General features: G+C 71.5%; 23 protein-coding genes. 19 read left to right on the top strand and 4 right to left on the bottom strand.

What is annotated here, in order from left to right:
- Positions 1-34 precede the first annotated feature (34 nt).
- From ACZ48Z_RS00485 to ACZ48Z_RS00450, 8 genes are all read left to right on the top strand, one after another.
- On the top strand, positions 35-1,135 hold the full coding sequence (locus tag ACZ48Z_RS00485) for a quinone-dependent dihydroorotate dehydrogenase (protein ID WP_468733574.1): 1,101 nt from the start codon (positions 35-37) through the stop codon (positions 1,133-1,135).
- Positions 1,132-1,971 (top strand): orotidine-5'-phosphate decarboxylase, encoded by an 840-nt coding sequence (pyrF, locus tag ACZ48Z_RS00480; protein WP_468733573.1) that lies wholly within the window; start codon positions 1,132-1,134, stop codon positions 1,969-1,971. The genes ACZ48Z_RS00485 and pyrF overlap by 4 nt, the downstream gene beginning before the upstream one ends.
- A 374-nt stretch (positions 1,972-2,345) precedes the next feature.
- Complete coding sequence (locus ACZ48Z_RS00475) at positions 2,346-2,669, top strand: integration host factor (RefSeq protein ID WP_003977346.1); 324 nt, start codon at positions 2,346-2,348, stop codon at positions 2,667-2,669.
- A gap of 60 nt (positions 2,670-2,729) precedes the next feature.
- Positions 2,730-3,323, top strand: coding sequence for a guanylate kinase (gene gmk / locus ACZ48Z_RS00470; RefSeq protein WP_468733572.1), 594 nt, complete (start codon positions 2,730-2,732; stop codon positions 3,321-3,323).
- Between the two features lie 51 nt (positions 3,324-3,374).
- On the top strand, positions 3,375-3,647 hold the full coding sequence (rpoZ, locus tag ACZ48Z_RS00465; RefSeq protein WP_067025681.1) for a DNA-directed RNA polymerase subunit omega: 273 nt from the start codon (positions 3,375-3,377) through the stop codon (positions 3,645-3,647).
- A gap of 100 nt (positions 3,648-3,747) precedes the next feature.
- The gene (gene coaBC, locus ACZ48Z_RS00460) at positions 3,748-4,950 is read left to right on the top strand and encodes a bifunctional phosphopantothenoylcysteine decarboxylase/phosphopantothenate--cysteine ligase CoaBC (RefSeq protein WP_468733571.1); all 1,203 of its coding nucleotides are present in this window, start codon (positions 3,748-3,750) and stop codon (positions 4,948-4,950) included.
- A 249-nt stretch (positions 4,951-5,199) separates the two neighbouring features.
- Positions 5,200-6,408 (top strand): methionine adenosyltransferase, encoded by a 1,209-nt coding sequence (metK, locus tag ACZ48Z_RS00455; protein WP_468733570.1) that lies wholly within the window; start codon positions 5,200-5,202, stop codon positions 6,406-6,408.
- A gap of 254 nt (positions 6,409-6,662) precedes the next feature.
- Positions 6,663-8,819: a primosomal protein N' gene (locus ACZ48Z_RS00450; protein WP_468733569.1), complete on the top strand. Its 2,157-nt coding sequence runs from the start codon at positions 6,663-6,665 to the stop codon at positions 8,817-8,819.
- Between the two features lie 242 nt (positions 8,820-9,061).
- Here the strand turns inward: ACZ48Z_RS00450 and ACZ48Z_RS00445 are convergent, their stop codons facing one another.
- Positions 9,062-9,613, bottom strand: a complete 552-nt coding sequence (locus ACZ48Z_RS00445; protein ID WP_468733568.1) for a hypothetical protein — start codon at positions 9,611-9,613, stop codon at positions 9,062-9,064.
- 279 nt (positions 9,614-9,892) lie between these two features.
- On the opposite strand from ACZ48Z_RS00445, the gene fmt reads away from it, so the two are divergent.
- Together fmt and ACZ48Z_RS00435 are read left to right on the top strand one after the other, a co-directional pair.
- A complete protein-coding gene (gene fmt / locus ACZ48Z_RS00440) occupies positions 9,893-10,825 on the top strand; it encodes a methionyl-tRNA formyltransferase (protein WP_468733567.1) in 933 nt (310 codons plus the stop codon).
- Positions 10,826-10,973: 148 nt separating this feature from the next.
- Positions 10,974-12,392: an RsmB/NOP family class I SAM-dependent RNA methyltransferase gene (locus ACZ48Z_RS00435; protein ID WP_468733566.1), complete on the top strand. Its 1,419-nt coding sequence runs from the start codon at positions 10,974-10,976 to the stop codon at positions 12,390-12,392.
- Here ACZ48Z_RS00435 and ACZ48Z_RS00430 read toward each other — a convergent pair.
- A complete protein-coding gene (locus ACZ48Z_RS00430; protein WP_468733565.1) occupies positions 12,389-14,551 on the bottom strand; it encodes an MMPL family transporter in 2,163 nt (720 codons plus the stop codon). The two genes, ACZ48Z_RS00435 and ACZ48Z_RS00430, sit on opposite strands and share 4 nt — an antisense overlap.
- 134 nt (positions 14,552-14,685) lie before the next feature.
- On the opposite strand from ACZ48Z_RS00430, the gene rpe reads away from it, so the two are divergent.
- The 9 genes from rpe (at position 14,686) to ACZ48Z_RS00385 (ending at position 22,555) form a co-directional block, all read left to right on the top strand.
- Positions 14,686-15,372: a ribulose-phosphate 3-epimerase gene (gene rpe, locus ACZ48Z_RS00425; RefSeq protein WP_468733564.1), complete on the top strand. Its 687-nt coding sequence runs from the start codon at positions 14,686-14,688 to the stop codon at positions 15,370-15,372.
- Between the two features lie 78 nt (positions 15,373-15,450).
- Complete coding sequence (locus tag ACZ48Z_RS00420) at positions 15,451-16,494, top strand: sugar-binding transcriptional regulator (protein WP_468733563.1); 1,044 nt, start codon at positions 15,451-15,453, stop codon at positions 16,492-16,494.
- 196 nt (positions 16,495-16,690) lie between these two features.
- Positions 16,691-17,062, top strand: coding sequence for a guanyl-specific ribonuclease (locus tag ACZ48Z_RS00415; protein ID WP_468733562.1), 372 nt, complete (start codon positions 16,691-16,693; stop codon positions 17,060-17,062).
- A complete protein-coding gene (locus ACZ48Z_RS00410) occupies positions 17,059-17,370 on the top strand; it encodes a barstar family protein (RefSeq protein WP_468733561.1) in 312 nt (103 codons plus the stop codon). Before ACZ48Z_RS00415 ends, ACZ48Z_RS00410 begins: the two co-directional genes overlap by 4 nt.
- A gap of 62 nt (positions 17,371-17,432) precedes the next feature.
- Positions 17,433-18,044: a hypothetical protein gene (locus tag ACZ48Z_RS00405; protein ID WP_468733560.1), complete on the top strand. Its 612-nt coding sequence runs from the start codon at positions 17,433-17,435 to the stop codon at positions 18,042-18,044.
- Between the two features lie 368 nt (positions 18,045-18,412).
- On the top strand, positions 18,413-19,855 hold the full coding sequence (locus ACZ48Z_RS00400) for a GuaB1 family IMP dehydrogenase-related protein (RefSeq protein WP_468733984.1): 1,443 nt from the start codon (positions 18,413-18,415) through the stop codon (positions 19,853-19,855).
- 68 nt (positions 19,856-19,923) lie between these two features.
- Positions 19,924-20,421: a GNAT family N-acetyltransferase gene (locus tag ACZ48Z_RS00395; RefSeq protein ID WP_468733559.1), complete on the top strand. Its 498-nt coding sequence runs from the start codon at positions 19,924-19,926 to the stop codon at positions 20,419-20,421.
- Between the two features lie 213 nt (positions 20,422-20,634).
- Positions 20,635-22,092 carry an amino acid permease gene (locus ACZ48Z_RS00390; RefSeq protein ID WP_468733558.1) on the top strand — a complete coding sequence of 486 codons (1,458 nt, stop codon included), beginning with the start codon at positions 20,635-20,637 and terminating at the stop codon, positions 22,090-22,092.
- 10 nt (positions 22,093-22,102) lie between these two features.
- Entirely contained in the window at positions 22,103-22,555 is a 453-nt protein-coding gene (locus ACZ48Z_RS00385) for an Lrp/AsnC family transcriptional regulator (RefSeq protein WP_468733557.1), read from the top strand.
- Here ACZ48Z_RS00385 and ACZ48Z_RS00380 read toward each other — a convergent pair.
- The gene (locus ACZ48Z_RS00380) at positions 22,533-23,006 is read right to left on the bottom strand and encodes an SRPBCC family protein (protein WP_468733556.1); all 474 of its coding nucleotides are present in this window, start codon (positions 23,004-23,006) and stop codon (positions 22,533-22,535) included. The two genes, ACZ48Z_RS00385 and ACZ48Z_RS00380, sit on opposite strands and share 23 nt — an antisense overlap.
- 27 nt (positions 23,007-23,033) lie before the next feature.
- Positions 23,034-23,774: a GntR family transcriptional regulator gene (locus ACZ48Z_RS00375; protein ID WP_468733555.1), complete on the bottom strand. Its 741-nt coding sequence runs from the start codon at positions 23,772-23,774 to the stop codon at positions 23,034-23,036.
- Positions 23,775-23,885 lie beyond the last annotated feature (111 nt).

Here is a 23,885-nt window from a genome sequence, read left to right as displayed (position 1 = left end):
GAAACGGTGTCCCCCTCTTCGTGAGGACACCGACATGTACAAGCTCTTCTTCCGTCTGGTCTTCCGGCGGATGGACCCCGAGCAGGCCCACCACCTCGCCTTCCGCTGGATCCGGCTCGCCGTCCGCGTCCCCGTGCTGCGCACCTTCGTCGCGGCCGCCCTCGCGCCCCGCCACAAGGAACTGCGCACCGAGGCCTTCGGGCTGCGCATGCACGGCCCCTTCGGGCTCGCCGCCGGCTTCGACAAGAACGCGGTAGCCGTCGACGGCATGGCCATGCTCGGCTTCGACCACATCGAGATCGGCACGGTGACGGGGGAGGCCCAGCCGGGCAACCCCGGGAAACGGCTGTTCCGGCTCGTGCAGGACCGCGCGCTCATCAACCGCATGGGCTTCAACAACGAGGGCTCGCTGACCGTGGCGGCCCGTCTGGCCTCCCGTGAGCCGGTCTTCAGGACCGTCGTGGGCGTCAACATCGGCAAGACCAAGGCCGTCCCCGAGGCCGAGGCGACCGGCGACTACGTGAAGTCCGCGGAGCGGCTGGCGCCGTACGCCGACTACCTGGTCGTGAACGTGTCGTCGCCCAACACACCCGGCCTGCGCAGCCTCCAGGCGGTCGACCAGCTGCGCCCGCTCCTGACGGCCGTCCGCGAGGCAGCCGACCGGATCGTCGCGCACCGCCGTGTCCCGCTGCTGGTGAAGATCGCGCCGGACCTCGCCGACGAGGACGTGGACGCGGTTGCCGACCTGGCCGTCGAGCTCGGACTGGACGGCATCATCGCCACCAACACCACCATCGGGCGCGAAGGCCTGAGGTCCGAGGCCTCCTTGGTGAAGGAGACCGGCGGCCTTTCCGGAGCACCCCTCAAGGAGCGCTCCCTGGAGGTCCTCAGGCGCCTGTACGCACGCGTGGGCGACCGGATCACCCTGGTGGGCGTCGGGGGTGTGGAGAACTCCGAGGACGCCTGGCAGCGCATCCTGGCGGGTGCCACGTTGGTCCAGGGCTACAGCGCGTTCGTCTACGAGGGTCCCTTCTGGGCCCGCGCCGTGCACAAGGGCCTTGCCGCACGCCTGCGCACGAGCCCGTACGCCACCCTCGCCGACGCGGTCGGCGCCGACGTGAGGAAGACGGTATGAATGAGCCCTTCGGCGCGCGTCTGCGTCATGCCATGGACGAGCGCGGCCCGCTGTGCGTGGGCATCGACCCGCACGCCTCGCTGCTCACCGAGTGGGGCCTGAACGACGACGTGGCCGGTCTGGAGCGCTTCAGCCGCACGGTGGTCGAGGCGCTGTCCGACCGCGTCGCCGTCTTCAAGCCCCAGAGCGCGTTCTTCGAGCGCTTCGGCTCGCGCGGCGTCGCCGTGCTGGAGACGACCGTCCAGGAGGCCAGGGCGGCCGGTGCGCTCGTCCTCATGGACGCCAAGCGCGGCGACATCGGCTCGACCATGGCCGCGTACGCGGAGGCCTTCCTGCACAAGGACTCCCCGCTGTTCTCGGACGCGCTGACCGTGTCGCCGTATCTCGGCTACGGCTCGCTCTCACCGGCGATCGCGCTGGCGCGCGAGAGCGGTTCGGGCCTGTTCGTGCTCGCGCTGACCTCCAACCCGGAGGGCGGCGAGGTCCAGCACGCCGTCCGCGCGGACGGCCGGAACGTCGGAGCGACCATGCTGGCCCATCTGGCCGCCGAGAACGCGGATGAGGAGCCCCTGGGGTCCTTCGGCGCCGTCGTCGGGGCCACGCTCGGCGATCTGTCGTCCTACGACCTGGACATCAACGGTCCCCTCCTCGCACCCGGCGTGGGCGCCCAGGGGGCCACGCCGGCCGACCTTCCGGGGGTCTTCGGGGCGGCGATCAGCAATGTCGTCCCGAACGTCAGCCGGGGAGTACTGAGGCATGGTCCCGACGTCGGTGCGCTGCGCGCGTCCGCCGACCGGTTCGCACAGGAGATCCGGTCCGCGCTGCCGACGGGATGAGACATCGGTCACGTGACGTCCGTCGGGAACGGGCCCAGGAGGTGTTCGCGACGGTCGTCGCGGATGTTCGATGCCTGCGTTCGAGTCCTCCGACGAGTGGTTCGAGACCCGCTTGAGTCTGAATACATTCTCAAATCCGGGGCATTATGTCGGGAATGTCCGACCTGGCGCAGGCTGACCAGGACTTTTCCGCTGTTCTCGCTGACTCTGGCGGACTTGGCCGCTAGTCTCCGACGGGTGGGGGCACCCCCTCCACACCCTTTAGGTAGTGGGGGAGAGCGGGCAAGCGTGTTGCTCGCGCCTCCCCAGGTGTGGGGCGACTAGGTTCCTCACCGGTCCGTATCCGACAGTTCGACATCCGAGGTGACGTAGGCGTGGCTCTTCCGCCCCTTACCCCTGAACAGCGCGCAGCCGCGCTCGAAAAGGCCGCCGCGGCTCGCCGGGAGCGGGCCGAGGTCAAGAATCGACTCAAGCACTCCGGCGCCTCCCTGCACGAGGTCATCAAGCAGGGCCAGGAGAACGACGTCATCGGCAAGATGAAGGTCTCCGCGCTGCTCGAGTCGCTGCCTGGCGTGGGCAAGGTCCGCGCCAAGCAGATCATGGAGCGACTCGGCATCTCCGAGAGCCGCCGTGTACGCGGCCTCGGCTCCAACCAGATCGCTTCTCTGGAGCGTGAGTTCGGCAGCACCGGTTCCTGAACCGGCGCTCTCCGGGGGAGGGAGTCCCGGGCACTCCGGGATTGCTGGAATAATCGCTGCATGGCTGCAACATTCCGGGGGACGACCCCCGAGCCCCCGGACGTACGTCCGCGGCTGACCGTGCTCTCCGGCCCCTCAGGGGTCGGCAAGAGCACGGTCGTCGCTCATATGCGCAAGGAACACCCCGAGGTCTGGCTCTCGGTGTCGGCGACGACCCGCAGGCCGCGCCCCGGCGAGAAGCACGGCGTCCACTACTTCTTCGTCACCGACGAGGAGATGGACAAGCTGATCGCCAACGGGGAGCTGCTGGAATGGGCGGAGTTCGCCGGCAACCGCTACGGCACGCCGCGTGCGGCCGTGCTGGAGCGGCTGGAGGCGGGTGAGCCCGTCCTCCTGGAGATCGACCTCCAGGGTGCCCGGCAGGTCCGTGAGTCCATGACGGACGCCCAGCTGGTGTTCCTGGCTCCGCCCTCCTGGGAGGAGCTCGTGCGCAGGCTCACCGGACGCGGCACCGAGCCGCCCGAGGTGATCGAACGCCGCCTGGAGGCGGCGAAGGTCGAACTGGCGGCTGAACCCGAGTTCGATGTGACCTTGGTCAACACCTCCGTCGAGGACGTGGCGCGCGAGCTGCTAGCCTTGATGGACGTTGTGTGATCGTTTTCGATCGTTCACACTGAATCTTTCCCATCCATCGGAAGGTAGAGCGTGTCCTCTTCCATCTCCGCGCCCGAGGGCATCATCAACCCGCCGATCGACGAGCTCCTCGAGGCAACCGACTCGAAGTACAGCCTCGTGATCTACGCGGCCAAGCGGGCCCGCCAGATCAACGCGTACTACTCGCAGCTCGGCGAGGGCCTCCTCGAGTACGTCGGTCCGCTCGTGGACACCCATGTCCACGAGAAGCCGCTCTCGATCTCCCTCCGTGAGATCAACGCGGGTCTGCTGACGTCCGAGGCCATTGAGGGCCCGGCGCAGTAGTACTTTCAGCTTTTTGCTGACTTATCCACAGGCCCGACAGCGCGACTGTCGGGCCTGTGGTGTGTGATGGACCCGTACGTTGCCGAACTGGGGAGAGACGGTGGACAAGCCGAAGGTCGTGCTGGGCGTCAGCGGGGGCATCGCCGCGTACAAGGCCTGCGAGCTGCTGAGAAGGCTCACGGAGTCCGGCCACGACGTACGCGTCGTCCCCACCGCCTCCGCGCTGCACTTCGTGGGCGCGGCCACCTGGTCCGCCCTCTCCGGCAAGCCGGTCTCGACCGAGGTGTGGGACGACGTCCACGAGGTCCCGCACGTCCGCATCGGGCAGCACGCCGACCTGGTCGTCGTCGCCCCGGCCACGGCCGACATGCTCGCCAAGGCGGCTCACGGCCTCGCGGACGACCTGCTCACCAACACACTCCTCACGGCCCGCTGTCCTGTCGTCTTCGCACCCGCCATGCACACCGAGATGTGGGAACACCCGGCCACCCAGGAGAACGTGGCGACACTGCGCTGCCGCGGCACCCTCGTGATCGAACCGGCTGTCGGCCGTCTGACCGGAGTCGACACCGGCAAGGGACGGCTGCCGGAACCCGCCGAGATCTTCGAGGTCTGCCGCCGTGTGCTGGCCCGGGGCGTCACCGGGCCCGACCTCAAGGGCCGGCATGTCGTCGTCAGCGCCGGCGGCACCCGCGAGCCCCTCGACCCGGTCCGTTTCCTCGGCAACCGCTCCTCCGGCAAGCAGGGGTACGCCCTCGCCCGCACCGCGGCCGCGCGCGGCGCCCGGGTCACGCTGGTCGCGGCGAACACCGGTTTGCCCGACCCGGCCGGCGTGGACGTCGTCCCGGTGGGGACCGCCGTACAGCTGCGTGAGGCGGTCCTGAAGGCGGCGGCCGACGCCGACGCGGTCGTCATGGCGGCTGCGGTCGCCGACTTCCGCCCGCAGACCTACGCGGCCGGAAAGATCAAGAAGAGGGACGGACAGGACCCCGAGCCCGTCGTCCTGGTGCGGAATCCGGACGTCCTGGCCGAGATCTCGGCCGAGCGCGCCCGCCCCGGCCAGGTGATCGTCGGTTTCGCCGCCGAGACCGACGACGTCCTCGCCAACGCCCGGACGAAGCTGCAGCGCAAGGGCTGCGACCTGCTCGTCGTCAACGAGGTGGGCGAGCGCAAGACCTTCGGGTCCGAGGAGAACGAAGCGGTGGTGCTGGGCGCCGACGGCAGCGAGACGCCGGTGCCGTACGGACCGAAGGAGTCCCTCGCCGACATCGTCTGGGACCTGGTCGCGCGGCGTCTCGGCTGAGTGTCCCGTCCGGTTCGCGGGCCTCGCGAACCACTCGAACCACCGTCGCAAAGGCGTGGCGCCCCTGGCCAAGCGCTCTCGGAATTGGGCACAATGCCCGTGCCGCAGGTCACAGCACTCCCGATCGGCGAGACAGGTGGGCCTGTGGCCGAGTGCGACCGATAAACTGTTCTCGGACGATGCCGGGCGCAGCCCCCGAGCCCGTCCGCCAATGATCAGCCAGCAGCCGCTGCAACCCCAGGGAGCGTTGTGTCCCGTCGCCTGTTCACCTCGGAGTCCGTGACCGAGGGCCACCCCGACAAGATCGCTGACCAGATCAGTGACACCATCCTCGACGCGCTCCTCAAGGAGGACCCGACCTCACGGGTCGCCGTCGAGACCCTGATCACCACCGGTCTGGTGCATGTGGCCGGTGAGGTCACCACCAAGACCTACGCGCCGATCGCCCAGCTGGTGCGCGACAAGATCCTCGAAATCGGCTACGACTCCTCCAAGAAGGGCTTCGACGGCGCCTCCTGCGGCGTCTCGGTGTCCATCGGCGCCCAGTCCCCCGACATCGCTCAGGGCGTCGACACGGCGTACGAGAAGCGGGTCGAGGGCGACGAGGACGAGCTGGACAAGCAGGGCGCCGGTGACCAGGGCCTGATGTTCGGTTACGCGACCGACGAGACCCCCACCCTGATGCCGCTGCCGATCTTCCTGGCGCACCGCCTGGCGAAGCGCCTGTCCGAGGTCCGCAAGAACGGCACCATCCCCTACCTGCGCCCGGACGGCAAGACGCAGGTCACCATCGAGTACGACGGCGACAAGGCCGTCCGCCTCGACACGGTCGTGGTCTCCTCGCAGCACGCGTCGGACATCGACCTGGAGTCGCTGCTGGCCCCCGACATCCGCGAGTTCGTCGTGGAGGCGGAGCTCAAGGCGCTCCTGGACGAGGGCATCAAGCTGGACACGGACAACTACCGTCTCCTGGTGAACCCGACCGGCCGTTTCGAGATCGGCGGCCCGATGGGCGACGCGGGTCTGACCGGCCGGAAGATCATCATCGACACCTACGGCGGCATGGCCCGCCACGGTGGCGGCGCGTTCTCCGGCAAGGACCCGTCCAAGGTGGACCGTTCGGCGGCGTACGCGATGCGCTGGGTCGCCAAGAACGTCGTCGCCGCGGGTCTCGCCTCCCGTTGCGAGGTCCAGGTCGCGTACGCGATCGGCAAGGCCGAGCCGGTGGGTCTGTTCGTGGAGACCTTCGGTACCGCCAAGGTCGACGCCGACCTGATCGAGAAGGCCATCGACGAGGTCTTCGACCTCCGCCCGGCCGCGATCATCCGCGACCTCGACCTGCTGCGCCCGATCTACTCCCTGACGGCGGCGTACGGCCACTTCGGCCGCGAGCTGCCCGAGTTCACGTGGGAGAAGACGAACCGCGTCGACGCGCTGCGCAAGGCCGCCGGACTGTAAGCGGCACCTGCTCCGTACGAGGCCCGGCCCCCATGGGGGGCCGGGCCTCGGGCGTTCCGGCAGCTCGCTCGCCGTCACCGGGCAGCCGCTGGACGTGGGCCGTCCGGACCGAACCGCACAGGCACTCACCGGGGCGCGGTCGGCCGTACAGGGGCTGACCGGTCGTCACCTGGCCGGGCCTCGTTGCGAAGGTTGCCCCCATGACGGCGGCGGGGGCCCGCCCTCTGTCAGTGGGGTCTGGTACCAATGATGCTGTGAGCAGCGAGGATGAGGGGGCGGAGCGTTCCGAGGGGGCCGGGGCGCCGGAGCAGCTTGCGTTCATCCGGGAGAGCGTGCGGAGGGCCAAGGCGCCGAAGGCCAAGCCGCGGACGTGGCGGGGGGCCGCGCTGGCCAGGGAACTGCCGGTCGCGCGGGTCCTGGTCGACAAGGGAGTGCTGCATCTCGACCGGTACTTCGACTATGCCGTGCCCGAGGAGCTCGACGCGGACGCGCAGCCGGGGGTGCGGGTGCGGGTGCGGTTCGGGGCCGGCCGCGGACGGGTCCGGGAAGGGCGGCGTGAGGGCGGGGGGTTGATCGACGGGTTTCTGATCGAGCGGCTCGCCGAGTCGGACTACTCCGGACCCCTGGCCGCGCTCGCTCAGGTCGTCTCACCCGAACCGGTGCTCAGCGAGGAGCTTCTGGGTCTGGCCCGGGCCGTCGCCGACCGGTATGCGGGAAGCCTCGCCGATGTGCTGCAGCTCGCTGTGCCACCGCGCAGTGCCCGGGCCGAGCAGCGGCCCACGCCCGCCCCCCTGCCGCCGCCGGGAGTGCCCGACGTGGGGTCCTGGGGGCGGTACGAGCGCGGGGGCGCGTTTCTGGAGTCGCTGGCCTCGGGGGGCGCTCCCCGCGCGGTGTGGAACGCCCTGCCCGGGCCGGAGTGGAGTGCGGACCTGGCCCGGGCCGTCGCGGCGACCTTGGCCTCGGGGCGTGGCGCGCTGGTCGTCGTTCCGGACGGGCGGGCCGTCGCCCGGGTCGACGCCGCGCTGACCTCGGTGCTGGGGGAGGGGCGGCACGCGGTGCTGACCGCCGATGCCGGGCCCGAGAAACGGTACCGGGAGTGGCTGGCCGTACGGCGGGGGTCCGTGCGGGCCGTGGTGGGGACCCGGGCGGCCATGTTCGCTCCGGTGCGGGATCTGGGGCTCGTCGCCCTGTGGGACGACGGCGACGGCAGCCTCAGCGAGCAGCATGCCCCGCAGCCGCATGCGCGTGAGGTGTTGCTGTTGCGGGCCGCGCAGGACAAGTGCGCCTTTCTGCTGGGGAGTTGGAGCTGCACCGTCGAGGCTGCGCAGCTTGTGGAGAGCGGTTGGGCCCGGCCGCTCGTCGCCTCTCGGGAGCAGGTGCGGGCCGTCGCTCCGCTGGTGCGGACCGTCGGGGACCAGGATCTCGCGCGGGACGAGGCCGCGCGCGCCGCTCGGCTGCCCACGCTCGCCTGGCAGGCCGTCAGGGAGGGCCTGCGGCACGGGCCGGTGCTCGTGCAGGTGCCGCGACGGGGATATGTGCCGCGGATGGCCTGCGCCAACTGCCGTGAGCCCGCGCGGTGTCGGCACTGCGCCGGGCCGCTCGAGGGACAGGACGCCGGAGCGCTGCGGTGCGGTTGGTGCGGGCGGGAGGAGGAGGCCTGGCACTGTCCGGAGTGCGGGGCGTTCCGTCTGCGGGCACAGGTCGTGGGGGCGCGGCGGACGGCGGAGGAGTTGGGGCGGGCGTTCCCGGCCGTTCCGGTGCGGACGTCGGGGCGTGAGCATGTGCTGGACACGGTGCCGGGGGCACCGGCGCTGGTGGTGAGCACGCCGGGAGCCGAGCCGGTCGCCGAGGGCGGGTACGCGGCTGCGCTGCTGCTGGACGGATGGGCGATGCTCGGGCGGCCTGATCTGCGGGCGGGGGAGGACGCGCTGCGGCGGTGGATCGGGGCGGCGGCGCTGGTGCGGGCGCAGGAGGCAGGGGGGACCGTTGTGGTGGTCGCCGAGCCCACGTTGCGACCCGTGCAGGCATTGGTGCGGTGGGATCCCGTGGGGCACGCGGTGCGCGAGTTGGGGGAGCGGGCCGAGCTGGGGTTCCCGCCGGTGTCACGGATGGCTGCGGTGTCCGGGACGGCGGAGGCCCTCGCCGGGTTCCTGGCGGCGGTGGAACTGCCTCAGGAGGCCGAGGTGTTGGGGCCGGTACCTCTGCCGGTCACGGTGGCCCAGGGGCCCCGGCGCGTGGGGGCGCCGCCGGTCGGGGAGCGGTGGGAGCGGGTGCTGGTGCGGGTGCCGCCGGGGAGGGGGGCGGCGTTGGCCGCCTCACTGAAGGCCGCGCAGGCCGCGCGGATGGCGCGGGGCGGGGGTGCCGGGGAGGGGGCGGTGTGGGTGCGGATCGATCCGCCTGACATCGGGTGAGGGATGAGGGTCGAGGGGTGAGCGGTGCGGGTGGCCCCGGGCGGCGGTGATCACCGTCGACGGCTCACGGGCCGCCTGCCGCCGGTGGTGGACCGCCGGCAGCAGGCGGCGGCCGTGGGTTCTGGTCCTGGCCCGGGGCGGGCCTGAGGCGGCCTGGCGGGTGTTCCCCGCAGGTGGACATGCGTCTGCCCTCCCGGAGCGGCTCGGGGAGCGGCGGGGGAGGGCAGAAGGGGCGGCGGGGGTCAGCCGTTACGGGGGCCGGGGAAGGCTGTGGACCTTGCCTCCTCGCGGAGGACGGAGCTGCCCGCGGTGGGCTGGGTCGGCATGGAGCGGGCCGCAGGGACCGTGGGGACCGCCGGTACCGAGGGGATGCCGGTGTTGACGCTCACCGTGCGGGTCGCCGATGCCTCCGTGCTCAGCTCGGCGTCGGCGGTGGCCTGGGCGGCGGCGCGACGGGCGCCGTACCGGCGGTGGACCGCCTGCTTGGTGACTCCGAGGGCGGAGCCCACCGCGTCCCACGAGAAGCCGAGCGAACGGTCGAAGTCGACCGCGGCCGTCACCAGGGTCTCGACACTGTCCCGCAGCTCCTGCGCGAGACGGACCGTGGGTGCGGGGGCGCGTCCGTAGACGACGAAGCCCGTGGAGGGGCCGGAGCGGCGCGGGCGGTAGACGTTGCCCAACTGGGCGGTCAGGGTGCGCAGCGCGTCCACCTGCCTGCGGACCCGCTCGATGTCCCGCACCAGCAAGTGCAGGCTGGCCCGAGCCTGGGCGTCGTGGGTTGCGTGGTCGGCCATGAACAAGCCTCTCGAACCGGCGGTGAAAGGGATGGTGAAAAGGACGAGGCCGCCATCGCGGCCCGTTGTGGTCAACTCTTTCTTGACCAACGCGTTTACGCTCCGCTGGTCACGCAATGGGGGCGTACCGGCATATGCGTGCGCCGGGGGTGGGTGATGCGCGCCTTGGCCTGGAGCGCGGGCATCGCCTGTCGGGTTTCCGTTCGGGGGGTGGCCGCGCCGCGCCATAGACTTGTGCGTTGCCCGACGTCACCCCTCTGCGAGAGGTCCCGCCCCCTCATGAAGCTCGTCTTCGCCGGTACCCCCGAGGTCGCCGTTCCCGCTCTGGACGCTCTCATCGCCTCCGGGCGGCACGAGGTCGCCGCCGTCGTCACGAGGCCGGACGCGCCGGCCGGGCGGGGGCGCAGGCTGGTCGCGAGCCCCGTCGCGGTGCGGGCCGAGGAGGCGGGGATCGAGGTACTGAAGCCCGTCAAGCCGCGGGACCCGGAGTTCCTCGAGCGGCTTCGCGAGATCGCCCCGGACTGCTGCCCCGTCGTCGCCTACGGCGCCCTCCTGCCCCGCGTCGCCCTCGACATCCCCGCCCATGGCTGGGTCAACCTGCACTTCTCCCTGCTGCCCGCCTGGCGTGGGGCCGCTCCCGTGCAGCACTCCATCATGGCGGGCGACGAGATCACCGGGGCCTCCACCTTCCTGATCGAGGAGGGGCTCGACTCCGGGCCCGTCTACGGCACCGTCACCGAGGAGATCCGGCCCACCGACACCAGCGGCGACCTGCTGACCCGGCTCGCCTTCGCAGGCTCCGGGCTGCTCGCCGCCACCATGGACGGGATCGCGGACGGCACCCTGAAGGCCGTACCGCAGCCGTCCGAGGGCATCACCGTCGCTCCGAAGATCACCGTCGAGGGCGCGCGGGTCGACTGGGCCGCCCCGGCGTTGCGGGTGGACCGGGTCGTGCGCGGCTGCCACCCCTCGCCCGGTGCCTGGACGACCTTCCGGGACGAGCGGCTCAAGCTCGTCCAGGTCCGGCCCGCGCCCGACCGGACCGGCCTCGCCCCCGGCGCGCTCGCCGTCGGCAAGAACAGCGTCCACGTCGGTACCGGGTCGTACGGCGTCGAGCTGCTGTGGGTACAGGCGCAGGGGAAGAAGCCGATGAAGGCCGCGGACTGGGCGCGGGGCGTCAGGATCGCGGACGGGGAGACGCTCGGCGGGTGACGCGGGCCGCCGCCGGGCTCGCTGAGCGCCGGGGCCCGCGGTACGTGACGCCGGGCTCAGGATCTCCCGGGCCCTCGGCGGGTGACGTGGCCTGCGGCGGACGTACGCTTGGCGCGTATCCAGTCCTTACATCCGGAGCACCTTTTTCGTGAGCGACCAGCCCAGCCGGCCCGGTAAGCCCGGCAAGCCCTACCGGCGGCCCCAGAAGGACCCCGTCCGCTTCCTCGCCTTCGAGGCCCTGCGGGCCGTGGACGAGCGGGACGCCTACGCCAACCTCGTCCTGCCGCCGCTGCTGCGCAAGGCGCGGGAGAAGGGCGGCTTCGACGGGCGGGACGCGGCCCTCGCCACCGAGCTCGTGTACGGGACACTGCGGCGGCAGGGGACGTACGACGCCGTCATCGCCGCCTGTGTCGACCGGCCGCTCCGGGAGGTCGACCCGCCGGTGCTCGACGTGCTGAGCCTCGGCGTGCACCAACTGCTCGGGACGCGCATCCCGACGCACGCCGCGGTGTCCGCCTCCGTGGAACTCGCGCGGGTCGTGCTCGGCGACGGGCGGGCCAAGTTCGTCAACGCGGTCCTGCGGAAGGTCGCACAGGACGATCTCGACGGGTGGATCACGAAAGTGGCTCCCCCCTACGACGACGATCCCGAGGACCACCTCTCCGTCGTGCACTCGCACCCCCGCTGGATCGTCTCCGCGCTGTGGGACTCCCTCGGTGGCGGCCGGGCCGGGATCGAGCGGCTGCTGGCGGCCGACAACGAGCGCCCCGAGGTCACCCTCGTCGCCCGGCCGGGGCGGTCCACCACCGAGGAACTGCTGCGCGAGGAAGCCGCGGTCCCGGGGAACTGGTCGCCGTACGCCGTCCGGCTGGCGGAGGGCGGTGAGCCCGGCGCCGTCGACGCGGTACGCGAGGGCCGGGCCGGGGTGCAGGACGAGGGCAGCCAGCTCGTCGCGCTGGCCCTGGCCAACGCGCCCCTCGACGGGCGGGACGAGAAGTGGCTCGACGGCTGTGCGGGGCCCGGCGGCAAGGCGGCGCTGCTCGCCGCGCTGGCCGCCGAGCGGGGGGCCACGCTGCTCGCCTCCGAGAAGCAGCCGCATCGCGCCGGGCTGGTCGCCAAGGCGCTCGACGGCAATCCCGGGCCCTATCAGGTCATCGTCGCTGACGGGACCCGGCCGCCGTGGCAACCCGGGAGTTTCGACCGGGTGTTGATGGATGTGCCGTGCACCGGGCTCGGGGCCCTGCGGCGACGGCCCGAGTCGCGGTGGCGGCGGCGGCCGGAGGACCTGGAGGGGTTCGGACCCTTGCAGCGGGATCTGCTGAGCACCGCGTTGGACTCCGTCAGGGTGGGTGGGGTTGTGGGGTACGCGACCTGTTCTCCTCATCTCGCGGAGACGCGGGCCGTCGTTCAGGACGTGCTCAAGCAGTGGCCCGCTGCGGAGCTTGTGGATGCGCGGGCCCTGTTGCCCGGGGTGCCGGAGCTCGGGGAAGGGCCCGACATCCAGTTGTGGCCGCATGTGCACGGGACCGATGCGATGTATCTGGCGGTGATTCGCAGGACCGGCTAGTCGTGCGTCTGCTGCGCCGTCGTGGCCGGTCGCTCAGTTCCCCGCGCCCCCGGGTCGGTCGGCTCGTCCCCCTCCTTGGCAAGACCGTTGGGCCACCACACCTTTGGACCCACGTCCAGGAACAGGGACGTGACCAGTACCGACCGCACGATGAAGGTGTCGAGCAGGACGCCAAGCGCCACCGCGAAGCCGATCTCCGCGAAGGCGACCATCGGGAGGGTGCCCAGGGCTGCGAAGGTGCCGGCCAGGACCAGGCCGGCGGAGGTGATGACCGCGCCGGTCGCGGCCAGGGCGGTGACCACGCCCGGCCGGGTGCCCTTGCGGGCGGCCTCCTCGCGGATGCGGGTGGTCAGGAAGATGTTGTAGTCGATGCCCAGGGCCACCAGGAAGACGAAGACGAACAGCGGGAAGTCGGTCGCCTCGCCCGCGTAGTCGAACAGGTGGCGGAAGGCCAGGGCGCTGATGCCCAGGGCCGCCGCGAAGGACAGGATCACCGTTCCGATCAGCAGCAGTGGGGCGATCAGGGCGCGCAGCAGGGCGCACAGGATCAGCAGGACCACCGCGAGCACCAGCGGGATGATCACGATGTTGTCGTGCGTGGTCGCCTTGTCCATGTCGAGCAGGGAGGCCGTACCGCCGCCCACCCGGGCGTCGGCGTCCGGTACCGCGTGGACGGCGTCGCGGACCCGCTCCACCGTCTGTTTCGCGGCCTCGCTGTCGGCCGGTGCGGTCATCGTGGCCTCGAACAGCACCTTGCCGTCGTACGACGGTTTCGTGCCCGGGGGCAGGCCGAGGGACTCGGGCACCACCCCGCGGGTGCCGGCCACCGCCTCGCCCACCTGCCGGGCCTGCGCCTGGTCGCTGACGATGACCAAGGGGTCGCCGCTGCCCGCCGCGAAGTACTTCGCGGACACCTCCTGGCCGACGATCGAGTCCGGTTTCCCGGTGAACGCGTCCGCGTTGCCGATGCCCTCGGCACGCAGCTGGATCAGACCGAGCGAGCAGATCGCGAGGATCAGTGCCGTGACCGCCCAGACCAGCCGCGGGCGAAGGGCGATACGGCGTCCGGTGCGGGCCCAGATGCCGCTGTCGATGCGGTCGGGCGCACCGGAGCGGGGGATCGCCGGCCAGAAGATCCAGCGGCCGAAGATCACCAGCAGGGCCGGGAACAGGGTCGTCATCGCCAGCAGAGCGACCGCGACACCGATCGCGGCGACCGGGCCGAGGCCGCGGGTCGAGTTCATCTCGGCGGCCAGCAGCACCAGCATGCTCAGGACGACGGTCGCGCCGGAGGCGAGCACCGCGGGGCCCGCGCGGTGCAGGGCGAGGGCCATCGCCTCGTGGCGGTCCTCGTGGTGGTGCAGTTCCTCCCGGTAGCGGGCCACCAGCAGCAGGGCGTAGTCGGTCCCCGCGCCGAAGACGAGCACCGTGAGGATGCCCGCGCTCTGGCCGTTGACGGTCAGGCCCGCGTGCTGGGCGAGCAGGTAGATGAAGGCCTGCGCGGTGAACAGGGCGGCGATCACCGAGAGCAGCGGGACCAGGAGCAGGGTGGGGCTGCGGAAGGTGATGAGCAGCATGACGACGACGACCGCCATCGCGGACAGCAGCAGCGTCGAGTCGATGCCCTCGAAGGCCTTGGAGAAGTCCGCGGAGGTGCCCCCGGGCCCGGTGATGTGGACGGCGAGGCCGTCGCCGCCCTTGCCCACCACGTCACGGAGGGAGTCGACCGCGGGCGCGATCTCCTCCCAGCCCTTCTCGTCCATGGTGATCGGGACGAGGATCTGGGCCGCGCGCGGGTCGCTCTGCCGGTCGTAGACCGGGCCCCGGATCTCCGAGCCGCGGATGCCGTGCGCCGTCAGCCGCTTGATCTCGGCGGCGTCCCTGGCGATGGCGGCCTGTTCCTGCGATGTGAGGCCGCTCTCGCGCGCGTAGACGACGACCGCCGGGATCTGTTCCGGCCTGAAGTCCTCGGACAGCTGCAGGACTTGGGTCGACTCGGCGGAGCCCGGCAGCCAGGAGGCCGCGTCGTTGTCCTGGGCGTCGGTGAGCTTGGAGGCGAGAGGCGCCGTCAGGAACAGCACCACCAGCCACAGCGCCAGCACCAGCCACTTGGCACGCCGTCCGCAGACGAGATGTGCGATACCCCGATTGCCGCTCATGGCCACCCCCGCTGCCATCTGTCGAGCCGATCGGCCGCCCAGCATGGCATGCGCGGCTCGTTCACAACATCCGATGAACGGCTTAGGTCTGGACCGGCGCGCCTCTTGGTGCCCGGGCATGGGAGGCTTGGGGCATGGCCGTGCAGATCAACCCCAGCATCCTGTCCGCCGACTTCGCTCGTCTCGCGGACGAGGCGAAGGCGGTGGAAGGAGCCGACTGGCTCCACGTCGACGTCATGGACAACCATTTCGTCCCGAACCTCACCCTCGGTGTGCCGGTCGTAGAGTCGCTGGCCCGTGCGACGGACACTCCGCTGGACTGCCATCTGATGATCGAGGCCCCCGATCGGTGGGCGCCCCAGTACGTAGAGGCGGGGGCCTCGTCCGTCACCTTCCATGTCGAGGCGGCCGCCGCTCCGGTCCGGCTCGCCCGCGAGATCCGGGCCAAGGGCGCCCGGGCCTCCATGGCGCTGCGGCCCGCGACGCCCATCGAGCCGTACGAGGACCTGCTCCCCGAGCTCGACATGCTGCTGATCATGACGGTCGAGCCCGGATTCGGGGGACAGGCGTTCCTCGACATCATGCTCCCCAAGATTCGCCGCACCCGCGAGTTGATCACCAAGCACGGCCTCGAACTGTGGCTCCAGATCGACGGCGGGGTCTCGGCCGAGACCATCGAGCGCTGCGCGGACGCAGGCGCCGACGTCTTCGTCGCGGGCTCCGCCGTGTACGGCGCGAACGACCCGGCCGAGGCGGTCCGTGCACTGCGCAACCAAGCCGAGGGGGCGACGGCCAAGGCCTCCTGGGCATGCGGCCACTGAACCAAGGGAACGTGAACGGCTCTCATCAGGGCTGATCAAGTGCGCCGCATCTGCAAGGATGAACGGCGAATCCAGAGTGTGAACAGCAGTGAGGAGATCGCCGTGTCGGGTATGTCGGCTGGCCGGTCAGCCATGCGGATGGGACCCGCTGAGCTGGTGCAGGCGGCGGCCATGGCCCGCCGCTTCTACCTTGAGGGAAAGTCCAAGATCCAGATCGCCGAGGAGTTCGGCGTCAGCCGCTTCAAGGTGGCCCGGGTCCTGGAGACCGCCCTCGAACGGGATCTCGTACGCATCGAGATCCGCGTGCCGGCCGAGCTGGACGCCGAGCGCTCCGACGCGCTCCGCGCCCGCTACGGCCTCAGGCACGCCGTCGTGGTCGAGTCCCCGGCGGAGGCCCAGGACTCGCCCGACCCCGAGAACCTGGGAGAAGTGGCCGCCGATCTGCTCGGCGAGCTGGTCGACGAAGGGGACGTGCTGGGCCTTGCCTGGGGCCGTTCCACCATCCACATGGCGGCCGCCCTCGATCGGCTCCCGCCGTGCACGGTGGTGCAGTTGACGGGTGTGTACGACGCCGGGACCGCCGAGCGCGGTTCGGTGGAGGCGGTCCGACGGGCCGCCCAGGTGTCCGGCGGCGACGCCCATCCCATCTACGCGCCGATGCTGCTGCCGGACGCGGCCACCGCGGCCGCGCTGCGCAACCAGACCGGGCTCGCCCGGGCCTTCGAGTACTTCGACAAGGTCACGGTCGCCTGTGTCTCCATCGGCTCCTGGGAGCCGGGCATCTCGACGGTGCACGACATGCTCAGCGACGAGGAGCGCGGCCACTACGCTTCGCTCGGCGTCGCCGCCGAGATGTCCGCGCACCTCTTCGACGCCGAGGGGCGCCGGGTCGGACGGGACCTGGGTGAGCGGTGCATCACGGTCAAGGCCGACCAGTTGCGCCGGGTCCCCGAGGTCGTCGCGATCGCGGGCGGGCAGCGCAAGGCGGCGGCGATCGACGCGGTGCTGCGGTCCGGGCTCGTCACCAGCCTGGTGACGGACACCTCCGCCGCGGACTACCTGATGACGGCGGGGACCCCGCCGAAGCCCGCGCTGAACAGGACGGACCCGGACGGTCCCTGACGGGGGCCGGACGGACCCGGACGGGTCTGGCGGAGGGCCAAGCGGGCCTCGACGGGTCTGGCGGAGGGCCAGGCGGGCCTCGACGGGTCTGGCGGAGGGCCGGACGGACCCGGACGGGTCTGGCGGAGGGTCAGACGGACCCCGACGGGCCTTGACGGAGAGTCAAGCAGGGGGCGGCCGTGGCAGCATCGGGACCATGCTGCTGCGGTTCGTCTCCCGGGTCCTTCTGTGTCTGCTCTTCCTGACAGCGTGTTCGTCCGCGGGCACCGAAGATCCCGCGCGGGCCGACGGCCCGGCCACCGTCCAGGAGGCGCAGCTTCCCGAGCAGGCCCGGGAGACCCTCGCCCTCATCGACAGGGGCGGCCCCTTTCCGTACGCCAAGGACGGCGCCGTCTTCGGGAACTTCGAGCGGCTGCTGCCCGCACACCAGCGCGGCTACTACCACGAGTACACCGTCCCCACGCCGGGCTCGCGCGACCGCGGGGCCCGGCGCATCGTCACCGGGCAGGGCGGGGAGATCTACTACACCGATGATCACTACGACTCGTTCAGGGCGGTACTGAGATGACCCGCATCGCGGTGGACCTCGACGGGGTCTCGGACAAGGCCGGCCTGATGGACCGCATCGCCGAGGCCCTCGGGCTGCCGGACTGGTTCGGCCGCAACTGGGACGCCCTCGCCGACTCCCTCGGCGACCACACGGTCTGGCCCGAGGGCGCGGCCGCGGAAGGGCTGGAGATCGTCGTACGGAACTGGCGGCCGTACGCCGAGGGGCGGGCCGACGAGTGGGAGACGGCCGTCGAGGTCTTCGGCACCGCGGTGGACCGGACGCCGGCGCTCTCCGTGCTGCTGGCACTCGGCGGGCCCGGCCACTAGGGCGCCGGCGGGCTCATCGCCCTCCTCCTCGAATGTCCGAGGCTGCTGGCAGAGTGTTGGACATGGAGCAGCAGGAGCAGCGCACGTCGGTTCGCCTCGTTGTCGTCGACCCCGATCTCGGTGCGCAGTGCGACCGGGTCGAGGAGCACTTGTTGGTGCCCTTGGCCGCAGCCGTCGACGGAGCGGGCGGGCACGCACTCCTCACGGACGGTCTCCCGGCCTTCCGGCGTGTGCGGGAGACTCTCGCCGAGGCGGTGGCGCGGGGGCCGCGGGTGTGGACGCCGAACGGCCGCTGGGAGCACGAGGGCCTGCGCATCGTCGATCTGCCCACCGAACAGACGGACCTGCTGTACGCGCTGTTGCGGGAGCTGTCCGGGATGCTCGTGGCACCGCCGGACCTTCCCGACCCGGCGGGCGTCGTCGCCACGGTGCGCGCCACCGTCCTCTCGCCCGAGAAGACCGGCGTCGCCCTGGTCGGCGCGCTCGCGCGGATCCTCTCGCTGGTGGACCTCGCCCCCGACGCCGACACGGCCGCGCTCTTCGCGGTGCTGGAAGCGGCCGACGGCGACGACGTGAGACTGACCTATGCGCAGGACGAGGCGTGGCAGCGTCTTGCGCACCGGGTCACCATGCTGCTGACCGAGTCCGCCCCGCTGCACCGCTTCCTGTACTGAGCGGGGAATCCGGCGGCCGGTGTCAGAGGGCACGCCTGCGGCGCCGGACTTGTCGTCGATCCCGTAGGCGGGGCCGGGCCGTGGTTCACGGCGTCGAGGTCCAGGGTCCGTTCGCCCGCCCTGCGGCCCGGCGTGGCCGTGGCGCCGGCGGCCACGGTGAACCGGCCTTCGGCGCCGTCCTCGAAGCCGTTCCCCGCTCCGGACGCCCGTACCGTCGCGGCCTTGGACGTTCTTCCAAGGCGTCCTCGACCTGTCTGGACGATGGCACCGGGTACGGCATTCTGCCCGACATGGGACAATGAAGTACGTGCTCTCCCCCTGGCTGACCTGTCCGGGGGCCACCTCTGATCGACTGGGATGTGCAGCACGTGCGTTTCCTCAACGACATCCAGCCCCCGTACGACCTGACGTACGACGACGTCTTCATGGTCCCGAGCCGCAGCGCGGTCGGTTCGCGGCAGGGCGTGGACCTCAGCGCCCCGGACGGCACGGGCACCACCATCCCGCTGGTCGTCGCCAACATGACCGCCATCGCGGGTCGCCGCATGGCCGAGACGATGGCCCGGCGCGGCGGCCTCGTGGTCATCCCGCAGGACATCCCGATCGAGGTCGTCACCGAGGTCGTCTCCTGGGTGAAGAGCCGCCACCACGTCCTGGACACCCCGATCGTGCTGGCCCCGCAGCAGACCGTCGCCGACGCGCTGGCGCTGCTGCCGAAGCGCGCGCACAACGCCGGTGTGGTCGTCGACGAGGAGGGCCGGCCCGTCGGTGTCGTCACCGACCGGGACCTGACCGGGGTGGACCGTTTCACACAGCTCGCCGAGGTCATGTCGCGCGATCTGCTGCTCCTCGACGCGGACATCGACCCCCGTGAGGCCTTCAACCGCCTCGACGCCGCCAACCGGCGTTACGCCCCCGCCGTCGACCGGGACGGCCGCCTCGCCGGCATCCTCACCCGCAAGGGCGCCCTGCGCGCCACGCTGTACACCCCGGCCGTCGACGCGCAGGGCAGGCTGCGCATCGCCGCCGCCGTGGGCATCAACGGCGACTTCGCCGAGAAGGCCAAGCAGCTGCTGGACGCGGGCGTCGACACCCTGGTCATCGACACGGCGCACGGCCACCAGGAGTCGATGATCACCGCGATCAGGACCGTCCGGGCGCTCGACCCCCAGGTGCCGATCGTCGCCGGCAACATCGTGGCCGCCGAGGGTGTCCGCGACCTCGTCGAGGCGGGCGCCGACATCATCAAGGTCGGGGTCGGACCCGGCGCCATGTGCACCACCCGCATGATGACCGGCGTCGGCCGGCCGCAGTTCTCGGCCGTGCTGGAGTGCGCCGCCGAGGCGAAGAAGTACGGCAAGCACGTCTGGGCCGACGGCGGTGTCCGCCACCCGCGCGACGTCGCCATGGCGCTGGCCGCCGGTGCGTCCAACGTGATGATCGGGTCGTGGTTCGCGGGCACCTACGAGTCGCCCGGCGACCTCCAGCAGGACGCGAGCGGGCGGCTCTACAAGGAGTCCTTCGGCATGGCGTCCGCGCGCGCGGTGCGCAACCGCACGTCCGAGGAGTCGTCGTACGACCGGGCCCGCAAGGCGCTCTTCGAGGAGGGCATCTCGACCTCCCGGATGTTCCTCGACCCGGCCCGCCCGGGCGTGGAGGACCTGATCGACTCGATCATCGCGGGCGTCCGCTCCTCGTGCACCTACGCCGGCGCGGGCTCCCTGGAGGAGTTCGCGCAGAAGGCGGTCGTCGGCATCCAGAGCGCGGCCGGCTACGCCGAGGGCAAGCCGCTGCACGCCAGCTGGAGCTGAGTCCGTGGTGCGCGGCCCCCGTCGAAATTCGGGGGCCGCGCGTATGTCCTGGCGGCTACCGTCGGCCCGTGGAGATCACCGTCTGTGGAGCGGGCGACGTGGAGTTGCTCGACCGGTACATCGGTTCGTCGGGAGCTCTCTCCTTCCATGCCCGTCGGTTCGCGCGCCAGGAGCGCGGTGAGGGCACGTATCTCGTCGCCTGGCTGGCGGAACGGCCCGTCGGACACGCGGAGGTGCGTTGGGCCGGCTGTGACGCCGCCGCGGTCCGGGCGGCACGGCCCGGATGCCCGGAGATCAACGGACTCGGTGTGTGGCCCGAGGAGCTCCGCTCGCGGGGAATCGGCACGGCCCTCGTACGAACCGCCGAGGAGCTGACCCTGGCCCGCGGGATCACGGCCGTCGGCCTCGGTGTCGCGAAGGACAACCCTCGCGCGGCGGCGCTCTACGCACGGCTCGGATACGCACCCCTGACCGACTACCACGACCGCTGGTCGTACGAGGACGCCGAGGGTGTGCTGCACGACTGGGTCGAGGAGTGCACCTTCCTCGTCAAGGACCTCCTCTGATCGGATCCCGCGCAACGAACCCCCGCCCATCCGCGAGGAACGCAACGATCTTGCGCGAACACGCAAGGCTGCCGCATTACACGAGCAACGCTCCAGCTCGTAGGGTCATGCGCTGTACGTGGCGTGGCGGGGACCCCGCTCGGTGGGTTCCCGCTCGCGGGAGTGCCGGTCGGGCCCCGCCGCCCCGAGAGGCAGCGACGAAGGAGTCAGCGCGTGCTCGACCAAGGTGCACCCTCGCGCCACAGCACCCCACCGGCGACGGGCCTCGGCGCGCGCCTCATGCGGCGCAAACCCGTGGAACTCCTGGTCGCCGAGGGCGGCCAGGGCGAGGGAGGGTCCCTGCGGCGCTCCCTGGGGCTGTGGCAGTTGACCATGATCAGCATCGGTGCGACCCTCGGCACCGGCATCTTCGTCGTCCTCGGCGAGGCGGTTCCCAAGGCGGGTCCGGCCGTCACCCTCTCCTTCGTGATCGCCGGTCTCACGGCCCTCTTCTCGGCCCTCTCCTACGCCGAGCTGGCCGGGACGATACCGGTGGCGGGCTCCTCGTACTCGTACGCGTACGCAACCATGGGTGAACTGATCGCCTGGATCTGCGGCTGGTGCCTGGTCCTGGAGTACGGCGTCTCGGTCGCAGCCGTCGCCGTCGGCTGGGGCGAGTACCTGAACGAGCTGCTCGACGGGACCATCGGCGTCACCATCCCGGATGCGCTCTCCGCCCCGCCGGGCGACGGCGGCGTCTTCAACCTCCCGGCGCTGATCGTCGTCCTCCTCGCGATGGCCTTCCTGCTGGGCGGCGCCCGGGAGTCCGCCCGCGCCAACACCGTCATGGTCGCCGTGAAGATCGCCGCGCTGGTGCTGTTCTGCGCGATCGGTGTCCAGGGCTTCCGCTCGGGCAACTACGAGCACTTCATGCCGCTCGGCATGGCGGGGGTCAGCGCGGCCGGTGCCACGCTCTTCTTCTCGTACATCGGCTTCGACGCCGCGTCGACGGCCGGTGAGGAGGCGACGAACGCCCAGCGCGACCTGCCGCGCGCGATCATGCTGTCGCTGGTCATCGTGACCGCGCTGTACGTCCTCGTCGCGGCCGTCGCCGTCGGCGCGAGGCCCTGGCAGCACTTCAACGACTCGGAGGCCGCGCTCGCCCAGATCATGCGCGACGTCACCGGGCAGAGCTTCTGGGGCACCCTGCTGGCGTTCTGCGCGGTCATCGCCATCGCGAGCGTCGTCCTGACCGTCCTCTACGGCCAGACCCGCATCCTCTTCGCGATGTCCCGGGACGGACTGGTGCCCAAGGTGTTCGCCCGGGTCCACCCGAAGACGGGCGCGCCCCGCGCCAACACGGTGATCGTGTCCCTGTTCTGCGGTGTCCTGGCGGCGGCCATCCCGTTGGGGCAGCTCGCCGACGCCACCAGCATCGGCACGCTCTTCGCCTTCGCGCTGGTCAACATCGCCGTGGTGGTGCTGCGCCGGACCCGCCCGGACATGCCCCGCACCTTCCGGGTCCCGCTCTCCCCGGTGCTGCCCGCGCTGGGCCTCGGGTTCTGCGTCTGGATGATGGGCAGCCTGTCCACCGTCACCTGGGTGGTCTTCGGGGTCTGGATGGCCGCCGGGCTCGTGTTCTACTTCGGATACGGCCATCGCCGGTCCCGACTCGCACCACCCGAAGGCTGATCGACCCACCGTGCTGAACGATCTCGACGAACGCATCGTGCACGCCCTCGCCGAGGACGCCCGCCGCTCCTACGCGGACATCGGGCAGATCGTCGGTCTGTCCGCGCCCGCCGTGAAGCGGCGCGTGGACCGGCTGCGCGCCACCGGAGCCATCACCGGTTTCACCGTGCGGGTGGACCCGGCGGCCCTCGGCTGGGAGACCGAGGGGTTCGTCGAGATCTACTGCCGGCGCAACACCTCCCCGGAGACCATCCAGCGCGGTCTGGAGCGCTACCAGGAGGTCGTGGCCGCCTCCACGGTCACCGGCGAGGCCGACGCGGTCGTCCAGGTCTTCGCCTCCGACATGCGGCACTTCGAACGGGTGCTGGAACGGATCGCGGGCGAGCCCTTCGTGGAGCGCACCAAGTCGGTCCTGGTGCTGTCACCGCTGCTGCGCAGGTTCACCTCCGGGCCGCCTGCCTGAGCTGTTCGGCCCGGCGCCCGATCGTCGCCAACAGCCGCCCGGTGAGCAGGCCGTGCGCGCCCGAGGAGACGACCAGCAGCCGGTAGAGGCCTCCGAGAGGACCGGGAAACCGGGCCCGGGTCTCGGCCCGCAGCCGGACACGGCCGTCGCCGGCCCCGTCCAGGCGGAGGACCAGGGCGTACGTCGAGAAGTGGTGCCGGCCGACGAGGACCAGCTCCCGCCCGGGTGTCGCGTCGGCCACCCGGAACCCGGGGAGGACCGAGCCCACAGCGAGGGGCCGGGGCCCGGACGCCGTGCGGTCGGCGACGCCGACGAGGCGGGCGTAGCGCGCGGAGCGAGGGCGGCCGAAGGAGCGCTCCAGGGTCTCGCCGAGCGCCTGCCAGACATCGCCGGGGCCGGCGGCGACGACTCTGGTGTGCTCATCGACCCGGGGCAGCGCGGCGACATCCATCCAAGTCTCCTCCAGACGCGCCGAGCCCTACTCCGCGGTCTTCCGGGCCAAGGCGTTGTTCCCTATCGAGTTGTGCACGCTGAAGCTCACCGCGTCCGAGCGGTACCGGTCGTCCGACCACTCCACCGGCCGCCCCTCCCGGGTCGTCGTCACCCGCCGCACCCGCAGCAGCGGACTGGTCCGGCGGACGCCGAGCAGCTCCGCGTCCCGCGCGCCGGCCGCCACCGCGTCGATGACGTGCTCACCATAGGCGAACACCAACCCCGTGTCGTCGTACAGGCGTTGGGTGACCGAAGGGCACTCCGGCTCGATCGCCCCGACGGTCGGGGAGATCCAGTCGGCGTACACCGTCCGCTCCAGCAACACTGGTTCGCCGTCCAGTCCGCGGACTCGCAGGACGTGCAACACCGGTGTGCCGAGGCTCAGTTGGAGGCGTACCGAGTCCTCCTTGGTGGCCGGACGGTACTCCTGGGTGACGACCTGTCCGGTCGCCTCACGGCCCATCGCACGCGCCCACTCGGCGAAGCTCCGCAGTTCGGAGAAGCTCTGGCTGCGGCGGCTGGCGAGGACCACGCGGCGGGCGCCCTGGCGGGAGCCGATGAGTCCCTCGGCCGTCAGCGTCGCGACCGCCTGACGGACCGTCCCGCGCGAGACGCCGTACTGCGCGGCGAGCTCCGTCTCGGCGGGCAGCAGACTGCCCACGGTGTACTCCTCGCGGTCGATCGCCCGGCGCAGTTCGTCGGCGATCTCCTCGTGTCGCGCCGCCATGCTTTCCCTCCGAGTCGATCACTGTGCACAGCGTGACCAGCGTAGTCGACATCCCGGGGGCGCAGGAAAGGTCCGCAATGTGCGGGAATTCAGGGGCCAACGTTTCTCCAG

The organism is Streptomyces sp. NPDC031225 (assembly GCF_055570355.1).
Note: the sequence above shows the minus strand (reverse complement) of the source record. Positions and strands in the feature narration are given on the sequence as shown.